This window comes from Streptomyces sp. NPDC002867 (assembly GCF_053591895.1).
In genome coordinates, this window is record NZ_JBSFUR010000035.1 from 1 (window position 1) to 21,592 (window position 21,592).

The window sequence follows — 21,592 nt, forward strand, 5'->3', positions numbered from 1 at the left end:
GCCGACGCCGCCCCGGCTGCGCCTGCCGGCGTCGGCCACGGGGGCGCCGTGAGCGCCGAGCGGCGCAGAGCCGGCGGGAGCTGCTTGACCCGCGCCGGACGCGTGGTCGGCGTCGGACGTAGGCTCGTCGGCGTCGGCCGGCCGCTCCGCGTGCGACGCACGGTCGCCGTCCGCCGCGGACGTACCCTCCGGCTGGGCGGGGCGGCGGGCGCTCGGGGGCAGGGTGTTGGAGTTCGCCTCCGCCGCCGAGCCCGGCAGGGTCAGCGCCGGGCCCGCGCCCGGGACCGGCGTCTGCCGGGACGCCGTCGCCGGCGGGCCGTCCGGCAGCAGCGCCGCCGGGACGACGACCACCGCCGTGATCCCGCCCTGTTTGTGCTCGCGCAGCTGGATCCGTACCCGGTGACGCGCCGCCAGCAGCGCGGCCACCCGCAGGCCGAGCCCCTCGGTCTCGCGGCCGGTGTCGCTCTCGTACGTCTCCGGGTTCTTCAGCCGGGCGTTGAGCTCCTCGATGCGCGCCTCGGTCATGCCGATGCCCGCGTCCTGGACGGAGAGCATCACCTCGCCGCTCTCCAGCAGCCAGCCCGACATCTCGACCTGCGCGTCCGGCGGGGAGAACGACGTGGCGTTCTCGAGCAGTTCGGCGACCAGGTGGCTGAGGTCGTCGGCGGCGAAGCCCGCGACCTGGGCGTGCGGCGGCAGGGACTGGATGACGACCCGGTCGTAGCGCTCGATCTCGCTGACCGCTGCGCGCAGGACGTCGACGAGCGGGACGGGGCCGACGTGGCCCTGGCCGTGCTCGGCGCCCGCGAGGACCAGCAGGTTCTCGCTGTGCCGGCGCATGACCGTGGCCATGTGGTCGAGCTTGAAGAGGGTGGCGAGCCGCTCGGGGTCCTGCTCGCGCTCCTCCAGATTCTCGATGACGCCCAGCTGGCGTTCGACGAGGCCGAGCGTGCGCAGCGAGAGGTTGACGAAGGTGTGGTGGACGGTGTGGCGCAGGCGCTGCAGCTCGGTGGTGAGCTCCTCGGTGCGCTCGCCGAGCTCGGCGCGGACCTCGGCCAACTCGGTGGCGAGCGCCTCGCGCGAGCCGGTGAGGCCGCTGCGTTCGGCGTCGAGGTGCCGGACACGCGCACCGAGGTCCCGCAGCGTCCCGTGCAGGCTGTTGAGGGACCGTACGACCTGGGCGAACTCGTCGTTGCGGCCGGTGAAGCGGACCGGCTCCTCCGTCTCGGGCGACTCCGCGAGCCGGGCGGCGCCGATGCGCAGGACGGCGAGCGGGCGGGTGAGCGTGCGTGAGACGGCCGCCAGCACGCCGATGGTGACGACGAGCAGCCCGCCGAGGAGCGCGATGCGTACTTCGAGCGCGGTGACGTCGTCGTCGCGCAGGTGCTCGATGCGCACCAGCCGGTCGGCGGCGAGTGCGGTCTCGGCGCCGCGCATCTGCTCGATGCGGGCGGTGAGCGCGGCCTCCAGTTCGGACCGGTCGGTGCCGCGCTCGGACGCGGAGAGGCGGGGCTGGTCGGTGAGGCGGGCGAGAAGGCTCTCGGCGGCCTTGACCTCGGGGCCGGTGACGGTGGCGGCCAGGTTGTCGCGGGCGTCCTTGCCCGCGGCCTGGTCGAAGTCGGCGAGGGCGGCGAGTTCGCGGACGCGGGCCTGCTGGGCCGCGGCGGTGAGCTCGTTGCGGGTGCGGGCGTCGACGCCGGAGTCCTCGGCGGCGGTCTGTACGGGCAGGCCGGTGGCCGGGTCGTACGTCAGCCGGGTCTCGGGCTGCGGCACGGACAGCGCGGCGAGCAGCAGTCCGCGGGCGGCGGACGCCTGCTCCACGGCGAGCCCGAGCGCGGCGGGCGCGCGGGTGGCCTCGGCGGCGCGCGGCGGGGTCTTCTCGGCGAGCTCGTCGGCGAGGGCCTGGAGCTGGTTGATGACCGCGGTGTAGGCGCGGTGCACCTCCAGGGGGGCACCCGTGCCGGTGAGGGCGGTGCGGCGCACGCCGGGCAGGGAGGCGAGTGCGCGGCGCAGGTCGGCGTGGTCGTCCGGCACGGCGGCGCGGATCTCGCGGATCTGGCGGTCGACGCGGGCGCTGAGGGTCGCGGAGAGCTTCGGCGCGTCCGTGGCCTCGCCGTCCTCGTCCCCGTCCGCGCCGTCGTTCGCGGAGTCGCGGCCGGCGGCGACGTAGGCGGTGACCTCGTCGCGTTCGTCGGCGAGGGAGTGCGCGAGGGTGACGGCCTGGCGGTCGAGCTCGGCGAGGGTCACCAGGCGCTGGGCCTCGGTCAGTTCCGCGGAGGTCGCGAGGACGCCGGGTGCTCCGGCGCCGACGACGAGGAGGCCGACCACGGCCACTCCGGCGACGAGCCGGCTGCGTACGCGCGCGCGGCGCCCGGAGGGGGTCATGGTGTCCTGCGCGGGGCCGGTGCTCGGCGCGGGACCTGCGGATGGCCCGGGACCGGTGCTCGGCGCGGGACCGGTGGTGTGCGCGGGTCCCGTGGACTGCGCCGGGAACACGGAGGCCCCGGCGGAGGTCCGGACGGCTTCGCCCTGTCCCTGCGGAGGCAAGGGGGCCGCAGGGGCCGGGACCTGGAGCTCGCCTGCCGTTCCAGTGGGCCTGTCGCCCTTGCCCCGAGGCCGCTTCTTCTGCACCGGTGCTCGCAATCTTGCTTGACTCGTCCACCCATGAAGCAGAGATGACGACCGGTCACACGCGAGAGCCCCACCCCTGGTACGGCTTCCGACCATTCCAGTGCCTTTGGGAGGGAGGCGCGCATCGGCCGCTCCGCCACCCGAACGAGTGAACAACATCCCCGAGTTGGCGAACAACTTTCCCCAACGCCGACACGCCCGGCTTCCGGCGTGTGGGTTGGACCTGGGAGCCGCCCTTTGGCAGGATGCGCGCCCGCAGCTTCGCACAGCGGTCCATTTGGGTCGAAGCAACCCCTCTGACCTGCTGGTACGAGCCAATCCGTGCGATGTGAGGGTAGTGCGGAGGAGTCATGCAGACTGAGGACATGCGCATCGAACTCGCCACCGCCCCCGGCGCCCCGGAACGCCTCAACGAGGACTGGGCCTCGGTGGCTCTGCCCGCATCGGGACAGGGCGGAACGCTGGTGGTCCTGGACGGAGTGACTCCACCTCAGGGCGACGCGGGATGCGTGCACGGGGTTCCGTGGTTCACCGCCCGACTGGGCGGCGGCCTGGTCGAACTGTCCGGTTCGCGGCGTGATCTGCCCCTGACCGGCGTCCTCTCGGAGGCGATCCGGCGCACCGCGGACGCCCACCGGGACACCTGTGACCTTTCTCACGTGCGGACGCCCCAGGCGACGGTGGTCCTCGCCCGGTGGGGCGGAGCGGCCGACGAGGTGGAGTACCTGGTGCTCTCCGACTCGACGCTGCTGCTGGAGTCGGCCGACGGCTCGGTCCGGGCGGTGCTGGACGACCGGCTCGACCGGCTGCCCCGGGGCGCGTTGCGCACGCACGCGTCGGCCGACGCCCTGCGCAACGCCGAGGGCGGGTTCTTCACGGCGGCGGCCGACCCGGCGGTGGCGGAACGGGCGGTGACGGGCGGCGTCGCGCGCGAGGACGTACGGGCGGTGGCGGCGCTGACCGACGGCGCGTCGCGCTGGGTGGACATGTTCGCGGAGGGGGACTGGGCCGCGTGCGTGGGCGTGCTGCGCAAGGAGGGCGCCCAGGCGCTGATCGACCGGGTGCGGGCCCTGGAGACGGCGCGGCGGCGTACGGACGCGGTCCGCCACAAGCTCCACGACGACGCCACGGCGGCTCTCGTCGAGTTGTGAGGCGCCCGGGCGTTCGCCGCCGCCCGGGTGCTCAGCCCTCCGCGCGCGCGTTCAGCTGGTGCAGGAGCCGGGCCAGTTCCGCGACCTCGCGCCGGTCCCAGCCGGCAAGCTTGCTCCGGTAGCGGTCGCGGCGGGCATCGCGCACATGACGGAATCGCGCCAGCCCTTCCTGTGTGAGCCGTACGAGGGAGGCGCGGCCGTCGGCGGGGTCGGGCTCACGGGTGACCAGCCCGAGTTCCTCGAGGGCCCGCAGTTGCCGGCTCATGGTCGCCTTGCCGACGCCGAAGTACCCGGCGAGTTCGGTGGCGCGCTGCTGTCCGGTCTCCTCCAGGCGTACGAGCAGACCGTAGGCGGCGGGTTCCAGGTCGGGGTGGACCTCGCGCGCCATCTCTCCGGACGAGGCCCTCGCGCGGCGCAGGAAGACCGACAACTCCCGCTCCAGCGCGAGGAACTCGCGGTCCACACCACTGCTGTCATTGGGGCCGGCTTCGCTCGCCGTACCGCTTTCGTGCACGTCAGCACCCCTCGTGCGCTTTCCCGGTGATGAAAGTTTCTTCCGGCGGCTCGCGTCGCCGCAGCTCGGCAAGTATTTCGCAGGCGTAGACCAACGGCGGCGGCCCGGCCCCCTTCCACGGCGCGTTCTACGTGCGTAGCGTCCTGCATGGCATGTCCACACCATGCAGGTCCGCCACGACATGTCGACACATCGTCAGATCTCCTCCACCGAGGTCTTCGGAGGCACGCCATGCCCGTGCACAGATCCGGAACGACCGGACGCAAGCGACTCGCTGCGGCCGGCACTTTCCTCGCAGTCCTCTCCCTCCTCCTCGTCGCCCCCGGCTCCGCCACCGCGGACCCCAAGCCCAGGCCCGAGCGCGGCTCGGCGCACATGGGCATGGGCGTCATCGCCCATGACGGCCAGGGCGGCCTCCCCCCGGACACCCGCGCCGTCCAGACGGAAGGCGTCGACGTCTCCAGCCACCAGGGCAACGTCGACTGGGCCGCGCTGTGGCACAGCGGCGTCAAGTGGGCCTACGTCAAGGCCACCGAAGGCACGTACTACAAGAACACGTACTTCACACAGCAGTACAACGGCTCGTACAACATCGGCATGATCCGGGGCTCGTACCACTTCGCGACCCCGGACACGACCTCCGGCGCGGCCCAGGCCGACTACTTCGTCAACAACGGCGGCGGCTGGTCGCGGGACGGCAAGACCCTGCCGGGCGCACTCGACATCGAGTGGAACCCGTACGGCCCGGCCTGCTACGGCAAGTCGCAGGCCGGGATGGTCACCTGGATCCGGGACTTCCTGAACCGGTACAAGTACCGCACCGGCCGTGACGCGGTCATCTACACGGCGACCGGCTGGTGGAAGCAGTGCACCGGCAACTACTCCGGCTTCGCCGCGTACAACCCGCTCTGGATCGCCCGCTACAACACGACGCCCGGCGAGCTCCCGGCGGGCTGGGTCTACTACACGATGTGGCAGTACACGTCGTCCGGGCCGATCGTCGGTGACCACAACAAGTTCAACGGCGCGTACGACCGTCTCCAGGCGCTCGCCAACGGCTGAGCCCCGCGTCGCGCCCCACCGGCCCGTCCGCTGATCCCGTCCCCGCTGCCCCGTCCCGTATCGCGCCGGCCGTCACGACCAGTGCGCGGGGCGGGTCAGCCCCTCCGGCAGGCGGGTGGTGCCGTCCCCGCGGGCCGCGTTCACCTGCGGCTGGGTGAGGAAGATGCTGCCGGTCAGGTCCGCGCCCGACAGGTCGGCGTCCCTGAGATCCGCCCCGATCAGGTCGGCCTGCCGCAGATCGGCGCCGCTGAGGTCGGCGGCGATGAGATACGCGCCCCGCAGACTCGCCCCGCGCAGATCCGCGCCGCGCAGCCGGGCGCCCATCAGGTCCGCGCCCCTGCGGTCCTTCTTCTTGCGCCCGCTCCCCGCGCGGACCAGTTCACTGGTGCGCAGCAGCAAGACGTTCACGTCCTGGCGGTGGGCCGCGACGTCCAGCTTCAGCAGCGCGTCGGCGTCGAGGCCGGTCAGCCGCTCGATCGTCTCCCGCTGCCGGCGCAGAGCGTCGTGGACCTCGCGAGCGGCGTCGAGCCGCAGCGCCTCGTTCACGTACCAGAGCAGTTCGTGCAGGTGCCGGACGACGGGGAAGACCCGGAACATCTGCGGGGCGGTCTCAGGGGCCCGGCGCCAGTCCGTACCGCCGTAGGTGACCTGCGAGACCTGCTGACCGGCGCCGAAGCAGTCGTAGACGGTGCACCCCTGGAAACCGCTCGCGCGCAGCCGGCTGTGGATGCCGCAGCCGAAGTCGGTCCGGAGATGGGCGCACGGTGTCCCCGCGTCCTTGTTCACGGCGAAGTCGGCGGAGGCGGTGAAGGGCAGCGCCACACAGCACAGCCCGAAGCAGTTCGCGCAATCGGCCTGCAGGGATCTCATCCGTCCATTGTGCGGGACCGCGAGCACGGGACGGGCCCGGCCATGGTGCGGGACCGCTCACAGGCGAGGACCCGGCCGATACGCGGGACCGCGAGCACGGGAACGGGCCCGGCCATGGTGCGGGACCGCTCACAGGCGAGGACCCGGCCGATACGCGGGACCGCGAGCACGGGACGGGCCCGGCGGTGGATCACCACAGCCGGGCCCGTGCGCCCTCGTGCCGTCAGGCCGCGGCCGTCACCGACACCTCGGCCGGGGAGAGCGCGAGCTCCAGCACCTGCCGGACGTCCGTGACCGGGTGGACCTCCAGCTTGTCGAGGATCTCGGCCGGCACGTCGTCCAGATCGGCCTCGTTCCGCTTGGGGATCACGACCGTCGTGATGCCCGCGCGGTGCGCCGCCAGCAGCTTCTGCTTCACGCCGCCGATGGGCAGCACCCGGCCGGTCAGCGACACCTCGCCGGTCATCGCCACATCCGTGCGCACCTGGCGTCCGGAGAGCAGCGACGCGAGCGCCGTGGTCATCGTGATGCCCGCGCTCGGGCCGTCCTTGGGCACCGCGCCCGCCGGGAAGTGGATGTGCACGCCCCGGTCCTTGAGGTCGGCGACCGGCAGTTCGAGCTCGGCTCCGTGCGAGCGCAGGAAGCTCAGCGCGATCTGCGCGGACTCCTTCATCACGTCGCCGAGCTGCCCGGTCAGGGTCAGCCCCGCGCCGCCGGTCTCCGGATCGGCGAGCGACGCCTCGACGAACAGCACGTCGCCGCCCGCGCCGGTCACCGCCAGTCCGGTGGCCACACCGGGCACCGCGGTGCGGCGCTCGGCCGGGTCCTGGGCGGACTCGGGCACGTGGTGCGGCCGTCCGATGAGCCCGCGCAGCTCACCGTCGGTGACGGTGAACGGCAGCTCGCGGTCGCCCAGTTCGTGCTGGGCCGCCACCTTGCGCAGCAGCCGCGCGATGGACCGCTCCAGGTTCCGCACGCCCGCCTCGCGGGTGTACTCCCCCGCCAGCTTGCGCAGCGCCGAGTCGTCCAGCGTGACCTCGCCGGGCTCCAGGCCCGCCCGCTCCAGCTGGCGCGGCACGAGGTGGTCCCGGGCGATGACGACCTTCTCGTCCTCGGTGTAGCCGTCGAGCCGTACGAGCTCCATCCGGTCGAGCAGGGCCTCGGGGATGGCCTCCAGCACGTTGGCGGTGGCGAGGAAGACGACGTCGCTGAGATCGAGTTCGACCTCCAGGTAGTGGTCGCGGAAGGTGTGGTTCTGCGCGGGGTCGAGGACTTCGAGCAGAGCCGCCGCCGGGTCGCCGCGGAAGTCGGAGCCGACCTTGTCGATTTCGTCGAGCAGGACGACCGGGTTCATGGAACCGGCCTCCTTGATCGCGCGGACGATACGGCCGGGCAGGGCGCCGACGTAGGTGCGCCGGTGGCCCCGGATCTCCGCCTCGTCCCGTACGCCGCCGAGGGCGACGCGCACGAACTTGCGGCCCATCGCGTGCGCCACGGACTCGCCGAGCGACGTCTTGCCGACGCCGGGCGGGCCGACGAGGGCCAGCACCGCGCCGCCCCTGCGGCCGCCCACGACCCCGAGACCGCGCTCGGCACGCCGCTTGCGCACCGCCAGGTACTCCGTGATCCGCTCCTTCACGTCCTGCAGGCCCGCGTGCTCGGCGTCCAGGGTCGCCTTGGCGCCCGGGATGTCGTAGGAGTCCTCGGTGCGCTCGTTCCAGGGCAGTTCGAGGACGGTGTCGAGCCAGGTGCGGATCCAGGAGCCCTCGGGCGACTGGTCGCTCGCCCGCTCCAGCTTCTCGACCTCCTTGAGGGCGGCCTCCCGCACCTTCTCGGGCAGGTCGGCGGCCTCGACGCGGGCCCGGTAGTCGTCGGACTCGTCCTCGCCCTCCTGGCCGTTGAGCTCGCGCAGCTCCTTGCGCACGGCGTCCAGCTGGCGGCGCAGCAGGAACTCGCGCTGCTGCTTGTCCACGCCTTCCTGGACGTCCTTGGCGATCGACTCGGCCACCTCCTGCTCGGCCAGGTGGTCGCGCAGCTGCTCGGTGGCGAGCTTGAGCCGGGCCACCGGGTCGGTGGTCTCCAGCAGCTCGATCTTCTGGGGGGTGGTCAGGAACGGCGAGTACCCGGAGTTGTCGGCGAGCTGCGAGATCCCCTCGATCTGCTGCACGCGGTCGACGACCTGCCAGGCGCCGCGCCTCTTCAGCCAGTCGGTGGCCAGCGCCTTGTACTCCTTGACCAGCTCCGTGACGGCGCCGGGCAGCGGATCGGGAACGGTCTCCTCGACGACGGCGCCCTCGACCCACAGAGCTGCGCCGGGACCGGTGGTCCCGGCGCCGATGCGGACGCGGCCGACGCCGCGGATGAGCGCGCCGGGATCGCCGTCGGACAGCCGGCCGACCTGCTCGACCGTGCCGAGGACACCCGTCGCGGCGTATGTGCCGTCCACGCGGGGAACGAGCAGCACCTTCGGCTTGCTGCCGGAGGGTCGGGCGGCAGCCTGGGCGGCCTCGACCGCGGCCCGTACTTCGTTGTCGGACAGGTCGAGCGGCACGACCATGCCGGGCAGTACGACCTCGTCGTCCAGCGGCAGGACGGGCAGGGTGAGCGGTGAGTGAGCCGTGATATCGGCAGCCATGATCTCCCCTTAGGCAGTCAAGTTGAGCTGTACCGACTCAATGCATATGAGCCCCTGGATGTTCCCTGGGCGATGTTCGCTGTGAGCGATCACTCTCTCGCGCTGCGAGGGGGGCACCCGAGCCGCCGCCCCGCCCTCTGGGCCTGGCGCCCGGGCCACCTCAGCATGTGTAATAGCCCCATGCAGACTTCAGTCATTACATCGGCCTGGGTCCGCGGCTGGGTCGTGTCCCGGGGCGCGGCCGATCCCGTGGTCAGACCGTGGGGCTTCACCGTCGACGTCGGCCAGGTCACGCACGCCACCCGGCACGTCCTGACGGCCGACGACGAGGCCACCGTGCGCAAGGTCGCCGCCGAGGTCGCCGCACCGACCGTGTGGCTCAAGGTCTTCGCCGAGCCCGAGGACGTCGTCGCATGGGCGGGATCGGACTGGCGTATCGACGAGCCAGGCTGGCTCATGCGGACACGGCTGCGCCGCACACCGGCGCCCGAGGCCCCGGAGGGCTACACGCTCAAGCGCTGGACGCGCGGAGGCGTGACCCGGCTGCTGGTGGTCGCCGCCGACGGTTCGTTCGCCGCGCGCGGCCAGATCGCGCCCACCGGGGACACCGCCGTCGTCGACCAGATCGAGACGGCGCCCGAGCACCGCCGCAAGGGCCTCGGGCGGCTCGTCATGCACACACTCCACAACGCCGCGCTGGAGCAGGGAGCGACGACCGGCGTGCTCGGCGGCACCCCCGACGGCCGGGCGCTGTACGAATCGCTGGGCTGGCAGGTACAGGCCCCGCTGGTCAGCCTGTTCCACGCCCCCGCCACCGGCTGAGAGCGGGACGGGCGGAGGCCGAGGGATCCGGCTGCCCCGCCCGCCCGGCTCCCCCGCGATACTGCGGCGACGACGCCCGTGACCGCCGCGCTCGGCCCCTTACGTACAGGAGCACGGACGCGCCGCCGGCCGGTCCGGCAGGGCGTGAACCGGCGGCCCGCGCCGGGGCGATAGGGAAGACGTGAGACCGATGAGCCCCTCGGGGGGAGAGCGGGACGACGCGGCGCTGCTGCGCGCGGTCGCCCGCGGGGACACGGAGGCGCTCGGCGTGCTCCACGACCGGCACGCGGGCTGGCTGCACGTCCGCCTCTCGCGTCGCTGCACCGATCCGGAGACGGTACGGGAAGTGCTCCAGGACACGTTCGTGACCGTGTGGCGCTCGGCCGCCTCGCATCGCGGGGGCGAGGCCGGCGGCTGGCTGTGGGTGATCGCCGCGCGCCGCCTGGTCGACGCCCAGCGCGCACGGGCCCGCCAGGAACGCGTCGTCCACGAACCGGCCGGCGTCGTGCCGTCCGCGGAGGAGCGGTGCTGGCCGGGCTGGAGTACGGCGACGTGGGCACGGCCTGGAGCGGATCTCGCCGGAGCTGCGGGAGGTGCTGCGGGCGACGGTGGTCGACGGGCTGACGACGCGCGAGGCGGCGCAGCTGCTCGGCATACCGGAGGGCACGGTCAAGACCCGCGCCCTGAGGGCCCGTCGCGAACCGCGGGTGCCGGCGGACGCCGCGTTCCTGACCGCCATGACACTGCTGGGCCATGTCGTGGGGCGGCTGGTGGCGTGGCGGGCGGCCGCGCCGGCGCTCGCCGTCTGCTGCTACCCCCTCCTCGGCATCCCGTCGTACACGACGAACGGGGCACGCCATCTCAGCCCGGCATCCGCCGACACGATGGGTGAGATGGTCCCCGTCTGGTGGCAGCCCGTCGCCGCGATCGCGTGGACGGGCGGCCTGGCCGCCGCCGCGGTGCTCGCCTGCGCCGCCCGCCGCAGGTCGGCCGCCCTGCTGCCGCTCACCACCGCGGCCGTCGCGGCCGTCGTCATCGCCGCGACCGGCGACGGCATGTGGCGCCCGCACCCGTTGTCGCAGCGCCAGGTGTGCGACACCTCGGTACGGCCCCAGGTCTGTGTGAACGCCCTCCACCCGGGGCTGCTCCCCGAGGTGAAGAGCGCCCTCTCCGGCCTCCACGGCCGCCTCGAAGGAGTCGAGCACCTGCCGGTGCGCTTCGAGGACCTGAGCGCGGACCCGGGACCGGGTGAGGCCGGCCTGCCGATGCTGACGCCGCTCGGCTGGTCCGTCGTGCGCGGCGAACTGACCGATCCGCAGCAGTACGCGTGGGAGGCCGCCGCGGCGATCACGGGCCGCCACGGACGCCTGCGACGCGCGCGCCGGCGACGAGCGGGCCGTCCGCGTCGACACGGCGGTCACCGACTGGCTGGCACCAGGCCGCATGGAGAAGATGGGCGAGCACACCATGGAGTGGGCCCGCGAGCGCGGCGACGAGGCCGCGGTCGCCGGCATCACCGCGGACCGGGCCGCACGCGCCCGCCTCGCCGCCCTGCCCGACGACGAGCGCCGCGACTTCCTGTCGCGCTACTTCGCCACCGTCCACAGCTGCGACCCGAAGGACGTGCCGGCCCTGTGACCGCCCTCACCGCATACGGCCGCTCCTTCCCCCGCCTCATCGGCCCGCTCCTGCTCGCGCGCTCGCGCGCCGTCCCGCTCGCGCTCGTCTCGCTGGTCGCCGTCGCCGTCCTGGCGGTCTGGGCGGCGTACGGGCTGGACGCCCATATCGATTCCCGGCGTCTCGTCCCGGTGGTCGCGCCGGCCCCGCTGATGGCCTCCGCCGTGATCGGCACGAGCCTGCACACGCCGATGGCCGAGCTGGAGCGCGCGGCGGTACGCCCCTGGTGGCCGAGGCGTCTCGGGCAGTCGGCCGGCCTCGCGGCGTTCGCCGCGCTGCTGCTCGCGCTCGCGGTGACCGCCCACGACGGCGCCCTCGGGCCCTCGGCCATGGTCCGCAACACCCGCGGCGCCGTCGGGATCACGGCGGCCGCGGCCGCCGTGATCGGGGCGCGCCTGAGCTGGCTGCCCGCGTTCGTGTATCTCAGCGCGGTCTGTCTGGGCGCGCCCAGGGCGCACGGCGGCGCGGCAGCGATCTGGGCCTGGCCGATGCAGCCCGGCGACCGGGCCGGCGCGTGGGCGGTGGCGCTCGCCGCCTTCGCACTCGGCGCCGCTCTCCACGCCTGGCGCGGCCCGGCCCGCGGCCCGGCCTGCGGCCCGGCCTGACGACGCGAGGAAGACGGCCGACGCCCGCCCCGAACCGGCCCGAAACGGGTTTGTCCGGCCGCTCGCCCGCCCGACACAATGGCGCACGATCCCTGTCGTCATCCCGCCTGCCGCCCGGAGGTCACCCGATGCCGTTCCCCGCGAGCGACGCCCCCGTCACCCTCGACCGGCGCGAGGGACCTTTCGGGGAGGTCGTCCTGCGCAGACGCCGGGACGGGGACGCGACGGTGCACGAGATCATCGCCAACGGGTGCTTCCTGATGGACACTTCCGACGGGCGGTCCGAGCGGCTGCTGGTCGACGCCGCGCACGACGCCCTGGAGACGGGGAACGTCGCGCCGAGCGTGCTCATCGGCGGACTCGGGGTCGGGTTCTCCCTGGCACACGCCGCCGCCGGAAAGCAGTGGCGGCGTATCACGGTCGTCGAGCGCGAGCAGGCGATCATCGACTGGCACCGCTCGGGTCCGCTCGCGGCGATCTCCGGCGAGGCCCTCGCCGATCCACGCTGCGTGATCCTTCACACGGATCTCGTCGCGTATCTGCGGACGACGGACGACCGCTACGACGCCCTGTGTCTGGACATCGACAACGGGCCCGACTGGACGGTCACCGAGGACAACGGCGAGCTGTACTCACCGGCCGGACTCACCGCCTGTCAGCGGGCGTTGAGGCCCGGCGGCGTACTCGCCGTGTGGTCCGCACAGCCCTCCGCCGCATTCGAGGACGCGTTGCGGAATGCCGGATTCACCGGGGTAAGGACCGAAGAGATCCGCCTTGCCCGGGGAGTACCCGACGTGGTCCACCTCGGTGTTAGCCCTGCGTAGCCGGGACGCGGTCGATGCCCTTACGCTGCTGGGACACACACGGGATCTACCTCGATCCGGATCCACGTGCAGCTAGCGGTGAAACAGGTACAGGGGCGGGGCGATGGAGCAGACACACACCACGCACAACGGGGTCGCGGCCACCCCCGGGGCCCAGCGCCGGGTGCTGGTCGTCGAGGACGACGCCACGATCGTCGACGCCATCGCCGCCCGGCTGCGGGCGGAGGGCTTCCTGGTCCAGACGGCCCTCGACGGCCCCGCGGCCGTGGACGCGGCCGAGGCATGGCAGCCGGACCTGATGGTCCTCGACGTGATGCTGCCCGGCTTCGACGGCCTGGAGGTCTGCCGCAGGGTCCAGGCGCAGCGGCCGGTCCCGGTGCTGATGCTCACCGCCCGTGACGACGAGACGGACATGCTGGTCGGTCTCGGGGTCGGCGCGGACGACTACATGACCAAGCCGTTCTCGATGCGCGAGCTCGCCGCCCGGGTGCACGTGCTGCTGCGCCGCGTGGAGCGCGCCGCGCTGGCCGCCGTCACACCGCGCAGCGGCATTCTGCGCCTCGGCGAGCTGGAGATCGACCACGCCCAGCGCCGGGTGCGGGTGCGGGCCGAGGACGTGCATCTGACGCCCACCGAGTTCGACCTGCTGGTGTGCCTGGCGAACACCCCGCGCGCGGTGCTCTCCCGTGAGCAGCTGCTGGCCGAGGTGTGGGACTGGGCGGACGCCTCCGGCACCCGTACGGTCGACAGCCACATCAAGGCGCTCCGCCGGAAGATCGGAGCCGAGCGCATCCGCACGGTCCACGGCGTCGGGTACGCCCTGGAGACGCCGACGCCATGACCCGGCGTCCCCGCGGCCGAGTGAGCAGGCGGCTGGGCGCCGCCTCCATCGCGATCTCGATCAAGACCAAGCTCAGCACGCTCGTCGTCATCTCGGTCTTCATCACGACCGGTCTGATGCTGATGGCCTTCCACAGCAAGACCGAGATCCGCTTCATCACCGTCTTCACGATCATCGCCACGCTGCTGATCACCCAGTTCGTGGCGCACGGCCTGACCGCGCCGCTGGACGAGATGAACACGGTCGCCAAGGGGATCTCGCACGGGGACTACACGCGCCGGGTGCGCGGCGCGGACCGCCGCGACGAGCTGGGCGACCTCGCCTCGACGATCAACCGCATGGCCGACGACCTGGAGGCCGTGGACCAGAACCGCAAAGAACTGGTCGCCAATGTCTCGCACGAGCTGCGCACGCCGATCGCCGCGCTGCGCGCCGTGCTGGAGAACGTGGTCGACGGGGTCTCGGCCGCCGACCCGGAGACGATGCGCACGGCGCTGAAGCAGACCGAGCGTCTCGGCCGGCTCGTGGAGACGCTGCTGGACCTGTCCCGGCTCGACAACGGCGTGCTGCCGCTGAAGGCCCGCCGCTTCGAGGTGTGGCCCTATCTGTCGGGCGTGCTGAAGGAGGCCAATCTCGCCTCCTCCCAGCGCGGCCTCGCCTCCGGCTCCGGCCATCACACCCGTACCGACGTCCACCTGCACCTGGACGTGTCCCCGCCGGAGCTGACCGCGCACGCGGACGCGGAGCGGCTGCACCAGGTGGTGGCGAATCTCATCGACAACGCGGTCAAGCACTCGCCGCCGCACGGCCGCGTGACGGTACGGGCCAGGCGCGGCCAGGGCCGGGAGTCGCTGGACCTGGAAGTGGTCGACGAGGGTCCCGGCATCCCGGAGCAGGAGCGTCACCGGGTCTTCGAACGGTTCAACCGCGGCCGGGTCGCCTCGCCGCACGGTCCGGGCAGCGACGGCGGCACGGGGCTGGGCCTCGCGATCGCCCGGTGGGCGGTGGATCTGCACGGTGGCCATATCGGAGTGGCCGAATCGGCCCGCGGCTGCCGGATCCGCGTCACCCTTCCCGGCCTCCGGTCACCGAGAGGTTGACGTAGGGTTCGAACCGGAGGGGCTTGTTCTGCGTGTAAGGGGGCAGGACTCGTCCGGGGCGAGGGAAAGACTGCAGGCCACAGGGCTGCAGCCGCGATGACGCGTACCCTCACAGAACCGGAACTTCGCTTGTTTCCCGCCATTCACAACCCCGAAACTCGCCTTTCGGTGTGACTTGCGCGACGATGCCCCGCCCGGCCTGCACCTCCCGGCCAGGGAGGCGTAGCCTTTATTTCCGCTGTCCATCACCTTGTGAAGCGGAAGAGGGCGGTTCTCGCCGTGTCGTCTCAGTCCCCCAGTAACTCGAGTCTCTCGACCGACCAAGGCGGGCAGGGTCAGAACCCTGCCGCCGCGTTCGGAGCCAATGAGTGGCTCGTCGACGAGATCTACCAGCAGTACCTCCAGGACCCGAATTCGGTCGATCGCGCCTGGTGGGACTTCTTCGCCGACTACAAGCCGGGCGCTGCCGGCACGGCGGACAAGGACAAGGCGGCGCCCGCCGCCGCGGCCCCCACCACGACCGCGAGCGCGCCCGCGGCGCAGGAGGCGGCACCCGCACAGGCCGCCTCCGCCACCCCGGCGAAGCCCGCGGCCCAGCCCGCCGCCCCCGCGCAGGCCGCCCCGGCTCCGGCCGCTCCGGCCAAGGCCGCGGCCCCTGCGCCGAAGGCCGCGCCTGCCGCGAAGCCCGCGGCCAAGCCGGAGACCGAGGCGCCCGCCGGCCCCGAGTTCGTGACGCTGCGCGGCCCGGCCGCCGCGGTCGCGAAGAACATGAACGCCTCGCTGGAGCTGCCCACGGCCACGTCCGTGCGCGCGGTCCCGGTGAAGCTGCTGTTCGACAACCGCATCGTCATCAACAACCACCTCAAGCGGGCCCGTGGCGGGAAGATCTCCTTCACGCACCTCATCGGCTACGCGATGGTGCAGGCCATCAAGGCCATGCCGTCGATGAACTGGTCCTTCGCGGAGAAGGACGGCAAGCCGACCCTGGTCAAGCCGGACCACATCAACTTCGGTCTGGCCATCGACCTGGTGAAGCCCAACGGCGACCGCCAGCTGGTCGTCGCGGGCATCAAGAAGGCCGAGACGCTGAACTTCTTCGAGTTCTGGCAGGCCTACGAGGACATCGTCCGCCGCGCCCGCAACAACAAGCTGACGATGGACGACTTCACCGGCGTCACCGTCTCGCTGACCAACCCCGGCGGCCTCGGCACCGTCCACTCCGTGCCGCGTCTGATGCCCGGACAGTCGGTCATCATGGGCGTCGGTTCCATGGACTACCCCGCCGAGTTCCAGGGCACCTCGCAGGACACCCTGAACAAGCTGGGCATCTCCAAGGTGATGACCCTCACAAGCACGTACGACCACCGCGTCATCCAGGGCGCCGCGTCGGGCGAGTTCCTGCGGATCGTCGCCAACCTCCTCCTGGGCGAGGAGAACTTCTACGACGAGATCTTCGAGTCGCTGCGCATCCCCTACGAGCCGGTCCGCTGGCTCAAGGACATCGACGCCTCGCACGACGACGACGTCACCAAGGCCGCGCGCGTCTTCGAGCTGATCCACTCCTACCGGGTCCGCGGCCATGTCATGGCCGACACCGACCCGCTGGAGTACCGCCAGCGCAAGCACCCCGACCTGGACATCACCGAGCACGGCCTCACCCTGTGGGACCTGGAGCGGGAGTTCGCGGTCGGCGGGTTCGCCGGCAAGTCGATGATGAAGCTGCGCGACATCCTGGGCGTGCTGCGTGAGTCGTACTGCCGCACCACCGGCATCGAGTTCATGCACATCCAGGACCCGAAGCAGCGCAAGTGGCTGCAGGACCGGGTGGAGCGCCCGCACCACAAGCCGGAGCGCGAGGAGCAGTTGCGCATCCTGCGCCGGCTGAACGCGGCGGAGGCCTTCGAGACCTTCCTGCAGACCAAGTACGTCGGCCAGAAGCGGTTCTCGCTGGAGGGCGGCGAGTCCGTCATCCCGCTGCTCGACGCGGTCATCGACTCCGCGGCGGAGTCGCGCCTCGACGAGGTCGTCATCGGCATGGCCCACCGCGGCCGCCTGAACGTGCTGGCGAACATCGTCGGCAAGTCGTACGCGCAGATCTTCCGCGAGTTCGAGGGCAACCTCGACCCGAAGTCGATGCACGGCTCGGGCGACGTGAAGTACCACCTGGGCGCCGAGGGCACGTTCACCGGCCTCGACGGCGAGCAGATCAAGGTGTCGCTGGTCGCCAACCCCTCCCACCTGGAGGCCGTCGACCCGGTCCTGGAGGGTGTGGCCCGCGCCAAGCAGGACGTCATCAACAAGGGCGGCACGGACTTCACCGTCCTGCCCGTCGCCCTGCACGGCGACGCCGCCTTCGCCGGCCAGGGTGTCGTGGCGGAGACGCTGAACATGTCTCAGCTGCGCGGCTACCGCACCGGCGGCACGGTCCACATCGTCATCAACAACCAGGTCGGCTTCACCGCCGCCCCGGAGTCGTCGCGTTCGTCGATGTACGCGACCGACGTGGCCCGCATGATCGAGGCGCCGATCTTCCACGTGAACGGCGACGACCCGGAGGCCGTGGTCCGCGTCGCGCGGCTCGCCTTCGAGTTCCGCCAGGCGTTCAACAAGGACGTCGTGATCGACCTCATCTGCTACCGCCGCCGCGGTCACAACGAGGGCGACAACCCGCAGTTCACCAACCCGCAGATGTACAACCTGATCGACAAGAAGCGCTCGGTGCGCAAGCTCTACACCGAGTCGCTGATCGGTCGCGGCGACATCACGCTGGAAGAGGCCGAGCAGGCGCTCCAGGACTTCCAGGGCCAGCTGGAGAAGGTGTTCGCGGAGGTCCGCGAGGCCACCTCCGCCCCGGCCCCGGTGCATGTCCCGGACACCCAGGCCGAGTTCCCGGTCGCGGTGAGCACGGCGGTCTCCCAGGAGGTCGTCAAGCGGATCGCCGAGTCCCAGGTCAACATCCCGGACCACATCAAGGTGCACCCGCGGCTCATGCCGCAGATGCAGCGCCGCGCCGCCTCCGTCGAGGACGGCACGATCGACTGGGGCATGGGCGAGACGCTGGCCATCGGCTCGCTGCTGATGGAGGGCACCCCGGTCCGGCTGTCCGGCCAGGACACCCGCCGCGGCACGTTCGGCCAGCGCCACGCGGTGCTGGTCGACCAGGAGACCGGCGAGGACTACACCCCGCTGCTCTACCTGGCCGAGGACCAGGCCCGCTACAACGTCTACGACTCGCTGCTCAGCGAGTACGCGGCGATGGGCTTCGAGTACGGCTACTCGCTGGCCCGCCCGGACGCGCTGGTCATGTGGGAGGCCCAGTTCGGTGACTTCGTCAACGGCGCGCAGACCGTCGTCGACGAGTTCATCTCCTCGGCCGAGCAGAAGTGGGGCCAGCACTCCGGCGTCACGCTGCTGCTGCCGCACGGCTACGAGGGCCAGGGCCCGGACCACAGCTCCGCGCGCCCCGAGCGCTTCCTGCAGCTGTGCGCGCAGAACAACATGACGGTCGCGATGCCGACCCTGCCGTCGAACTACTTCCACCTGCTGCGCTGGCAGGTCCACAACCCGCACCACAAGCCGCTCATCGTCTTCACCCCGAAGTCGATGCTGCGTCTGAAGGCTGCGGCGTCGAAGGCGGAGGAGTTCACCACCGGCGGCTTCCGCCCGGTGATCGGCGACGACTCGGTCGACCCGGCCGCGGTCCGCAAGGTCGTCTTCACGTCCGGCAAGGTCTACTACGACCTCGACGCCGAGCGTAAGAAGCGCGGCACGACGGACACGGCGATCATCCGCCTGGAGCGCCTGTACCCGCTGCCGGGTGCGGAGCTGCAGGCCGAGATCGCCAAGTTCCCGAACGCCGAGAAGTACCTGTGGGCGCAGGAGGAGCCGGCGAACCAGGGTGCCTGGCCGTTCATCGCGCTCAACCTGATCGACCACCTGGACCTGGCGGTCGGCGCGGACATCCCGCACGGCGAGCGCCTGCGCCGCATCTCGCGGCCGCACTCCTCGTCTCCGGCCGTGGGCTCGAAGAAGCGCCACGAGCAGGAGCAGGAGCAGCTGGTCAACGAGGTGTTCGACGCCTGACCGGCCTCGCACGAAGGGAACGGCCCGCCACCGATGCGATCGGTGGCGGGCCGTTCCCGTGCCGGCGGGGGAAGAGGGGCGCCCGGTGGCGAGCGAGGGGGCGGACGGTCGATTGTCCGGCCGCGTCGCCGACGCCATACCCTGGAGCCGGAACACCCGTCCCCACCAGGAGCATGTCTTGTACTTCACCGACCGCGGCATCGAGGAACTGGAGAAGCGGCGCGGCGAGGAGGAGGTCACGTTCGAGTGGCTGGCCGAGCAGCTGCGCACGTTCGTGGACCTCAACCCGGACTTCGAGGTCCCGGTCGAACGCCTCGCGACGTGGCTGGCCCGCCTGGACGACGAGGACGACGAGGAGTAAGCCGCCGCCCGCCGGCGGTGCATCCGCTGCGCTGGGCCGCGCGCCCGTTACCGGGGCACCGGACGCGCCGCCCTGAGTGCGCTGCTCAGGCACGCCGCGCAGGGGCCTCCGGCGTGGGCACCCGGACTGGCTTTCCGCCTACGTGACGTCGGTACTTCGCGACGCCTTACATCCGGACCTGTCTCCTCCGCGTCGTGGGAGCAGTAACTGCCGGTGGCTCCACCACGGCCCGGAAGGTTGCGTCAGCCCCCATGCTCCCTCACCCCTGACAGAGGGCCCGGGCCCGTGCCCCCTGCGGGCGCGAAGCCACCCCTCCCTCCGGAGGGGTCTGGGGCGGAGCCCCAGTTACGGGAAGGGGCGGGGGAAAGCCTCCGCAGCGCGAAGCCGGCGCACCGGGCGGGGCTCCCCTGCGCCGGGCCGTCGGACACGGGGGCGTCAAACCCCGATGAATCTCCTCCTCGCAGGCCCAGCGAAGCGCGGCCCTTGACAACCCGTAACCGCGATATATCGTGTCACCAGGAGACGCGATATGTTGCGTCGCGCCCCGGACCGGGAGGTCATCGCCATGGCAGAGACGACATGGGACGTCGCCGAGCCCAAGAAGCTCACCTTCGACGAACCGGTCACGACGGTCAACGTGCGCGTCGTCAACGGAACCGTCAACGTCGTCGGGACCGACGAAGGTTCCACCCGGCTGGAGGTCTCCGAGATCGAGGGCCCTCCGCTCGTCGTCACCCGGAACGGGGCCACGCTCACCGTCGCCTACCCGGACCTGCCCTGGCAGGGCTTCCTCACGTGGCTCGACCGCAAGGGCCGGCACCGCAGCGCGGTCGTCTCCCTCGCCGTCCCCGCCGAGGCCACCGTCGAGGTCGGCGTCGTCGGGGCGAACGCGGTCGTCTCCGGCGTCCGGGGCCCCGCCGTCGTACGCGGCGTCACCGGTGACACCACCCTCGTCGGGCTCTCCGGTGCCGTCCGCGCCGAGACCGTCTCCGGCGACCTCGAGGCGCAGTCGCTCAGCGGCGACCTGCGCTACCACTCCGTCTCCGGCGACCTCACCGTCATCGCGGGCTCCGGCCGCTCCGTGCGGGCCGACTCCGTCAGCGGCGACATGGTCGTCGACATCGACGCGGCCTGCGGCCCGACCGACATCGCGCTGAGCACCGTCTCGGGCGAGGTGGCCATCCGGCTGCCTCACCCCGCCGACGCCCGCGTCGAGGCGAACACCGCGAGCGGCGCCGTCTCCAACGCCTTCGAGGACCTGCGCGTCGCGGGCCGGTGGGGGGCGAAGCAGATCACCGGCACCCTGGGCGCGGGCACCGGCAGACTCAAGGCCACCACCGTCTCCGGCTCGATCGCGCTGCTGCGCAGGCCACCGGCCGACGAGGACGAGGCGTACGCCGGCGCCCCGACCGGGAAGGTTCTCTGACATGCCCCCCGTATTCGCCCACGGCCGCTTGCGGCTCTACCTGTTGAAGCTGCTGGACGAGGCTCCGCGCCACGGCTACGAGGTGATCCGCCTCCTGGAGGAGCGTTTCCACGGCCTGTACGCGCCGAGCGCCGGCACCGTCTACCCCCGGCTGGCCAAGCTGGAGGCCGAGGGCCTGGTCACGCACGCCACCGAGGGCGGCCGCAAGGTGTACTCGATCACCGACGCCGGCCGCGCCGAGCTCGCCGGGCGCAGCGGGGAACTGGCCGATCTGGAGCTGGAGATCCGCGAGTCCGTCTCCGAACTCGCCGCGGAGATCCGCGACGACGTGCGCGGCGCGGCGGGCAAGCTGCGCAGCGAGATGCGGGCCGCGGCGAGCGAGACCCGCCGGGAGTCGGCCGGCCCGCGCAGCGGCGGAGGCGACTTCGCCGACAAGGAGTCCTGGCGGGCGGCGAAGGAGGAGCTGCGCCGCGCGAAGCAGGAGTGGAAGGAGCAGGCGCAGCGCGCCAAGGACGAGTCGCGCCGGGCGCGCGAGGACGCGAAGCAGGCGCGCCGCCAGGCGCAGGAGACGGCCGACGCCGCCCGCGCGGAGATGCAGCGCATCGCCCAGCAGGTGCAGGACCAGGTCCAGGATCACTTCGCGCGGGGCGACTGGCCGACCGGCGTGCGCGAGGGCCTGTCGGAGCTGGCCGGTCAGCTCGGCGGGCTGGCGCGGGGCACCGCCTGGCCGCCGTATCCGAAACCGGACGCGGCCGGCACCGACACCGACTGGGCGAAGGACACCGTGGACGTCAAGGGTTCGGCCGACCCGGCACGTGATCTCGAACGGCTCCTGGACCGCTTCCGGGACGACGTACGGGACGCGGCGCGCGACCACGGCGTGACACAGGAGCAGCTGGGCGAGGCCCGTCGGCACCTGTCGACGGCGGCCGCGCACATCGTGGCCCTGCTGCGCGGCCCCAAGGAGTAGCGCGGCAGGCGGGGCCGGAC

Annotated in this window: 14 protein-coding genes and 1 pseudogene; 11 read left to right on the forward strand and 4 right to left on the reverse strand. The window is 72.3% G+C overall.

Going from position 1 to position 21,592, the window contains the following annotated elements; translation table 11 throughout:
• A partial coding sequence (locus ACWD0A_RS26130) for a nitrate- and nitrite sensing domain-containing protein (protein WP_451301901.1) occupies positions 1-2,385 on the reverse strand: 2,385 nt, incomplete at its 3' end.
• A gap of 611 nt (positions 2,386-2,996) precedes the next feature.
• On the opposite strand from ACWD0A_RS26130, the gene ACWD0A_RS26135 reads away from it, so the two are divergent.
• The gene (locus ACWD0A_RS26135; RefSeq protein ID WP_451301972.1) at positions 2,997-3,782 is read left to right on the forward strand and encodes a hypothetical protein; all 786 of its coding nucleotides are present in this window, start codon (positions 2,997-2,999) and stop codon (positions 3,780-3,782) included.
• Positions 3,783-3,813: 31 nt separating this feature from the next.
• On the opposite strand, the gene ACWD0A_RS26140 is transcribed toward ACWD0A_RS26135, so the two are convergent.
• A complete protein-coding gene (locus tag ACWD0A_RS26140; RefSeq protein ID WP_451301903.1) occupies positions 3,814-4,296 on the reverse strand; it encodes a MarR family winged helix-turn-helix transcriptional regulator in 483 nt (160 codons plus the stop codon).
• Between the two features lie 231 nt (positions 4,297-4,527).
• Between ACWD0A_RS26140 and ACWD0A_RS26145 the strand changes: the two genes are divergently transcribed.
• Positions 4,528-5,358, forward strand: coding sequence for a lysozyme (locus tag ACWD0A_RS26145; protein WP_451301905.1), 831 nt, complete (start codon positions 4,528-4,530; stop codon positions 5,356-5,358).
• Positions 5,359-5,430: 72 nt separating this feature from the next.
• On the opposite strand, the gene ACWD0A_RS26150 is transcribed toward ACWD0A_RS26145, so the two are convergent.
• Both ACWD0A_RS26150 and lon read right to left on the reverse strand, forming a co-directional pair.
• On the reverse strand, positions 5,431-6,228 hold the full coding sequence (locus tag ACWD0A_RS26150) for a pentapeptide repeat-containing protein (protein WP_451301907.1): 798 nt from the start codon (positions 6,226-6,228) through the stop codon (positions 5,431-5,433).
• Positions 6,229-6,451: 223 nt separating this feature from the next.
• Positions 6,452-8,863 carry an endopeptidase La gene (gene lon, locus ACWD0A_RS26155; protein WP_451301909.1) on the reverse strand — a complete coding sequence of 804 codons (2,412 nt, stop codon included), beginning with the start codon at positions 8,861-8,863 and terminating at the stop codon, positions 6,452-6,454.
• Positions 8,864-9,043: 180 nt separating this feature from the next.
• On the opposite strand from lon, the gene ACWD0A_RS26160 reads away from it, so the two are divergent.
• From ACWD0A_RS26160 to ACWD0A_RS26200, 9 genes and pseudogenes are all read left to right on the forward strand, one after another.
• Entirely contained in the window at positions 9,044-9,685 is a 642-nt protein-coding gene (locus ACWD0A_RS26160) for a GNAT family N-acetyltransferase (protein WP_451301911.1), read from the forward strand.
• Positions 9,686-9,875: 190 nt separating this feature from the next.
• Positions 9,876-10,392, forward strand: a pseudogene (locus tag ACWD0A_RS26165) (RNA polymerase sigma factor); the annotation flags it as partial.
• 1,703 nt (positions 10,393-12,095) lie between these two features.
• Positions 12,096-12,791, forward strand: coding sequence for a spermine/spermidine synthase domain-containing protein (locus ACWD0A_RS26170; protein WP_451301913.1), 696 nt, complete (start codon positions 12,096-12,098; stop codon positions 12,789-12,791).
• 103 nt (positions 12,792-12,894) lie between these two features.
• A complete protein-coding gene (locus ACWD0A_RS26175) occupies positions 12,895-13,632 on the forward strand; it encodes a response regulator transcription factor (RefSeq protein ID WP_177147533.1) in 738 nt (245 codons plus the stop codon).
• Positions 13,629-14,732: a sensor histidine kinase gene (locus ACWD0A_RS26180; RefSeq protein WP_451301915.1), complete on the forward strand. Its 1,104-nt coding sequence runs from the start codon at positions 13,629-13,631 to the stop codon at positions 14,730-14,732. Before ACWD0A_RS26175 ends, ACWD0A_RS26180 begins: the two co-directional genes overlap by 4 nt.
• 279 nt (positions 14,733-15,011) lie before the next feature.
• Positions 15,012-18,815 carry a multifunctional oxoglutarate decarboxylase/oxoglutarate dehydrogenase thiamine pyrophosphate-binding subunit/dihydrolipoyllysine-residue succinyltransferase subunit gene (locus ACWD0A_RS26185; RefSeq protein ID WP_451301917.1) on the forward strand — a complete coding sequence of 1,268 codons (3,804 nt, stop codon included), beginning with the start codon at positions 15,012-15,014 and terminating at the stop codon, positions 18,813-18,815.
• A 178-nt stretch (positions 18,816-18,993) separates the two neighbouring features.
• Positions 18,994-19,176: a DUF6104 family protein gene (locus ACWD0A_RS26190; RefSeq protein WP_005312030.1), complete on the forward strand. Its 183-nt coding sequence runs from the start codon at positions 18,994-18,996 to the stop codon at positions 19,174-19,176.
• A gap of 565 nt (positions 19,177-19,741) precedes the next feature.
• Positions 19,742-20,602, forward strand: a complete 861-nt coding sequence (locus tag ACWD0A_RS26195) for a DUF4097 family beta strand repeat-containing protein (RefSeq protein WP_451301919.1) — start codon at positions 19,742-19,744, stop codon at positions 20,600-20,602.
• A 1-nt stretch (position 20,603) separates the two neighbouring features.
• Positions 20,604-21,572, forward strand: coding sequence for a helix-turn-helix transcriptional regulator (locus tag ACWD0A_RS26200; protein ID WP_451301921.1), 969 nt, complete (start codon positions 20,604-20,606; stop codon positions 21,570-21,572).
• Positions 21,573-21,592: the final 20 nt, after the last annotated feature.

What these genes read in the sequence shown, in the direction of transcription:
- ACWD0A_RS26200 (WP_451301921.1), top strand. Translation starts at nt 20,604, where the DNA reads ATGCCCCCCGTATTCGCCCACGGCCGCTTGCGGCTCTACCTGTTGAAG.
- ACWD0A_RS26170 (WP_451301913.1), top strand. Translation starts at nt 12,096, where the DNA reads ATGCCGTTCCCCGCGAGCGACGCCCCCGTCACCCTCGACCGGCGCGAG.
- ACWD0A_RS26180 (WP_451301915.1), top strand. Translation starts at nt 13,629, where the DNA reads ATGACCCGGCGTCCCCGCGGCCGAGTGAGCAGGCGGCTGGGCGCCGCC.
- ACWD0A_RS26145 (WP_451301905.1), top strand. Translation starts at nt 4,528, where the DNA reads ATGCCCGTGCACAGATCCGGAACGACCGGACGCAAGCGACTCGCTGCG.
- ACWD0A_RS26195 (WP_451301919.1), top strand. Translation starts at nt 19,742, where the DNA reads ATGGCAGAGACGACATGGGACGTCGCCGAGCCCAAGAAGCTCACCTTC.
- ACWD0A_RS26150 (WP_451301907.1), bottom strand. Translation starts at nt 6,228, where the DNA reads ATGAGATCCCTGCAGGCCGATTGCGCGAACTGCTTCGGGCTGTGCTGT.
- lon (WP_451301909.1), bottom strand. Translation starts at nt 8,863, where the DNA reads ATGGCTGCCGATATCACGGCTCACTCACCGCTCACCCTGCCCGTCCTG.
- ACWD0A_RS26135 (WP_451301972.1), top strand. Translation starts at nt 2,997, where the DNA reads ATGCGCATCGAACTCGCCACCGCCCCCGGCGCCCCGGAACGCCTCAAC.
- ACWD0A_RS26160 (WP_451301911.1), top strand. Translation starts at nt 9,044, where the DNA reads ATGCAGACTTCAGTCATTACATCGGCCTGGGTCCGCGGCTGGGTCGTG.
- ACWD0A_RS26175 (WP_177147533.1), top strand. Translation starts at nt 12,895, where the DNA reads ATGGAGCAGACACACACCACGCACAACGGGGTCGCGGCCACCCCCGGG.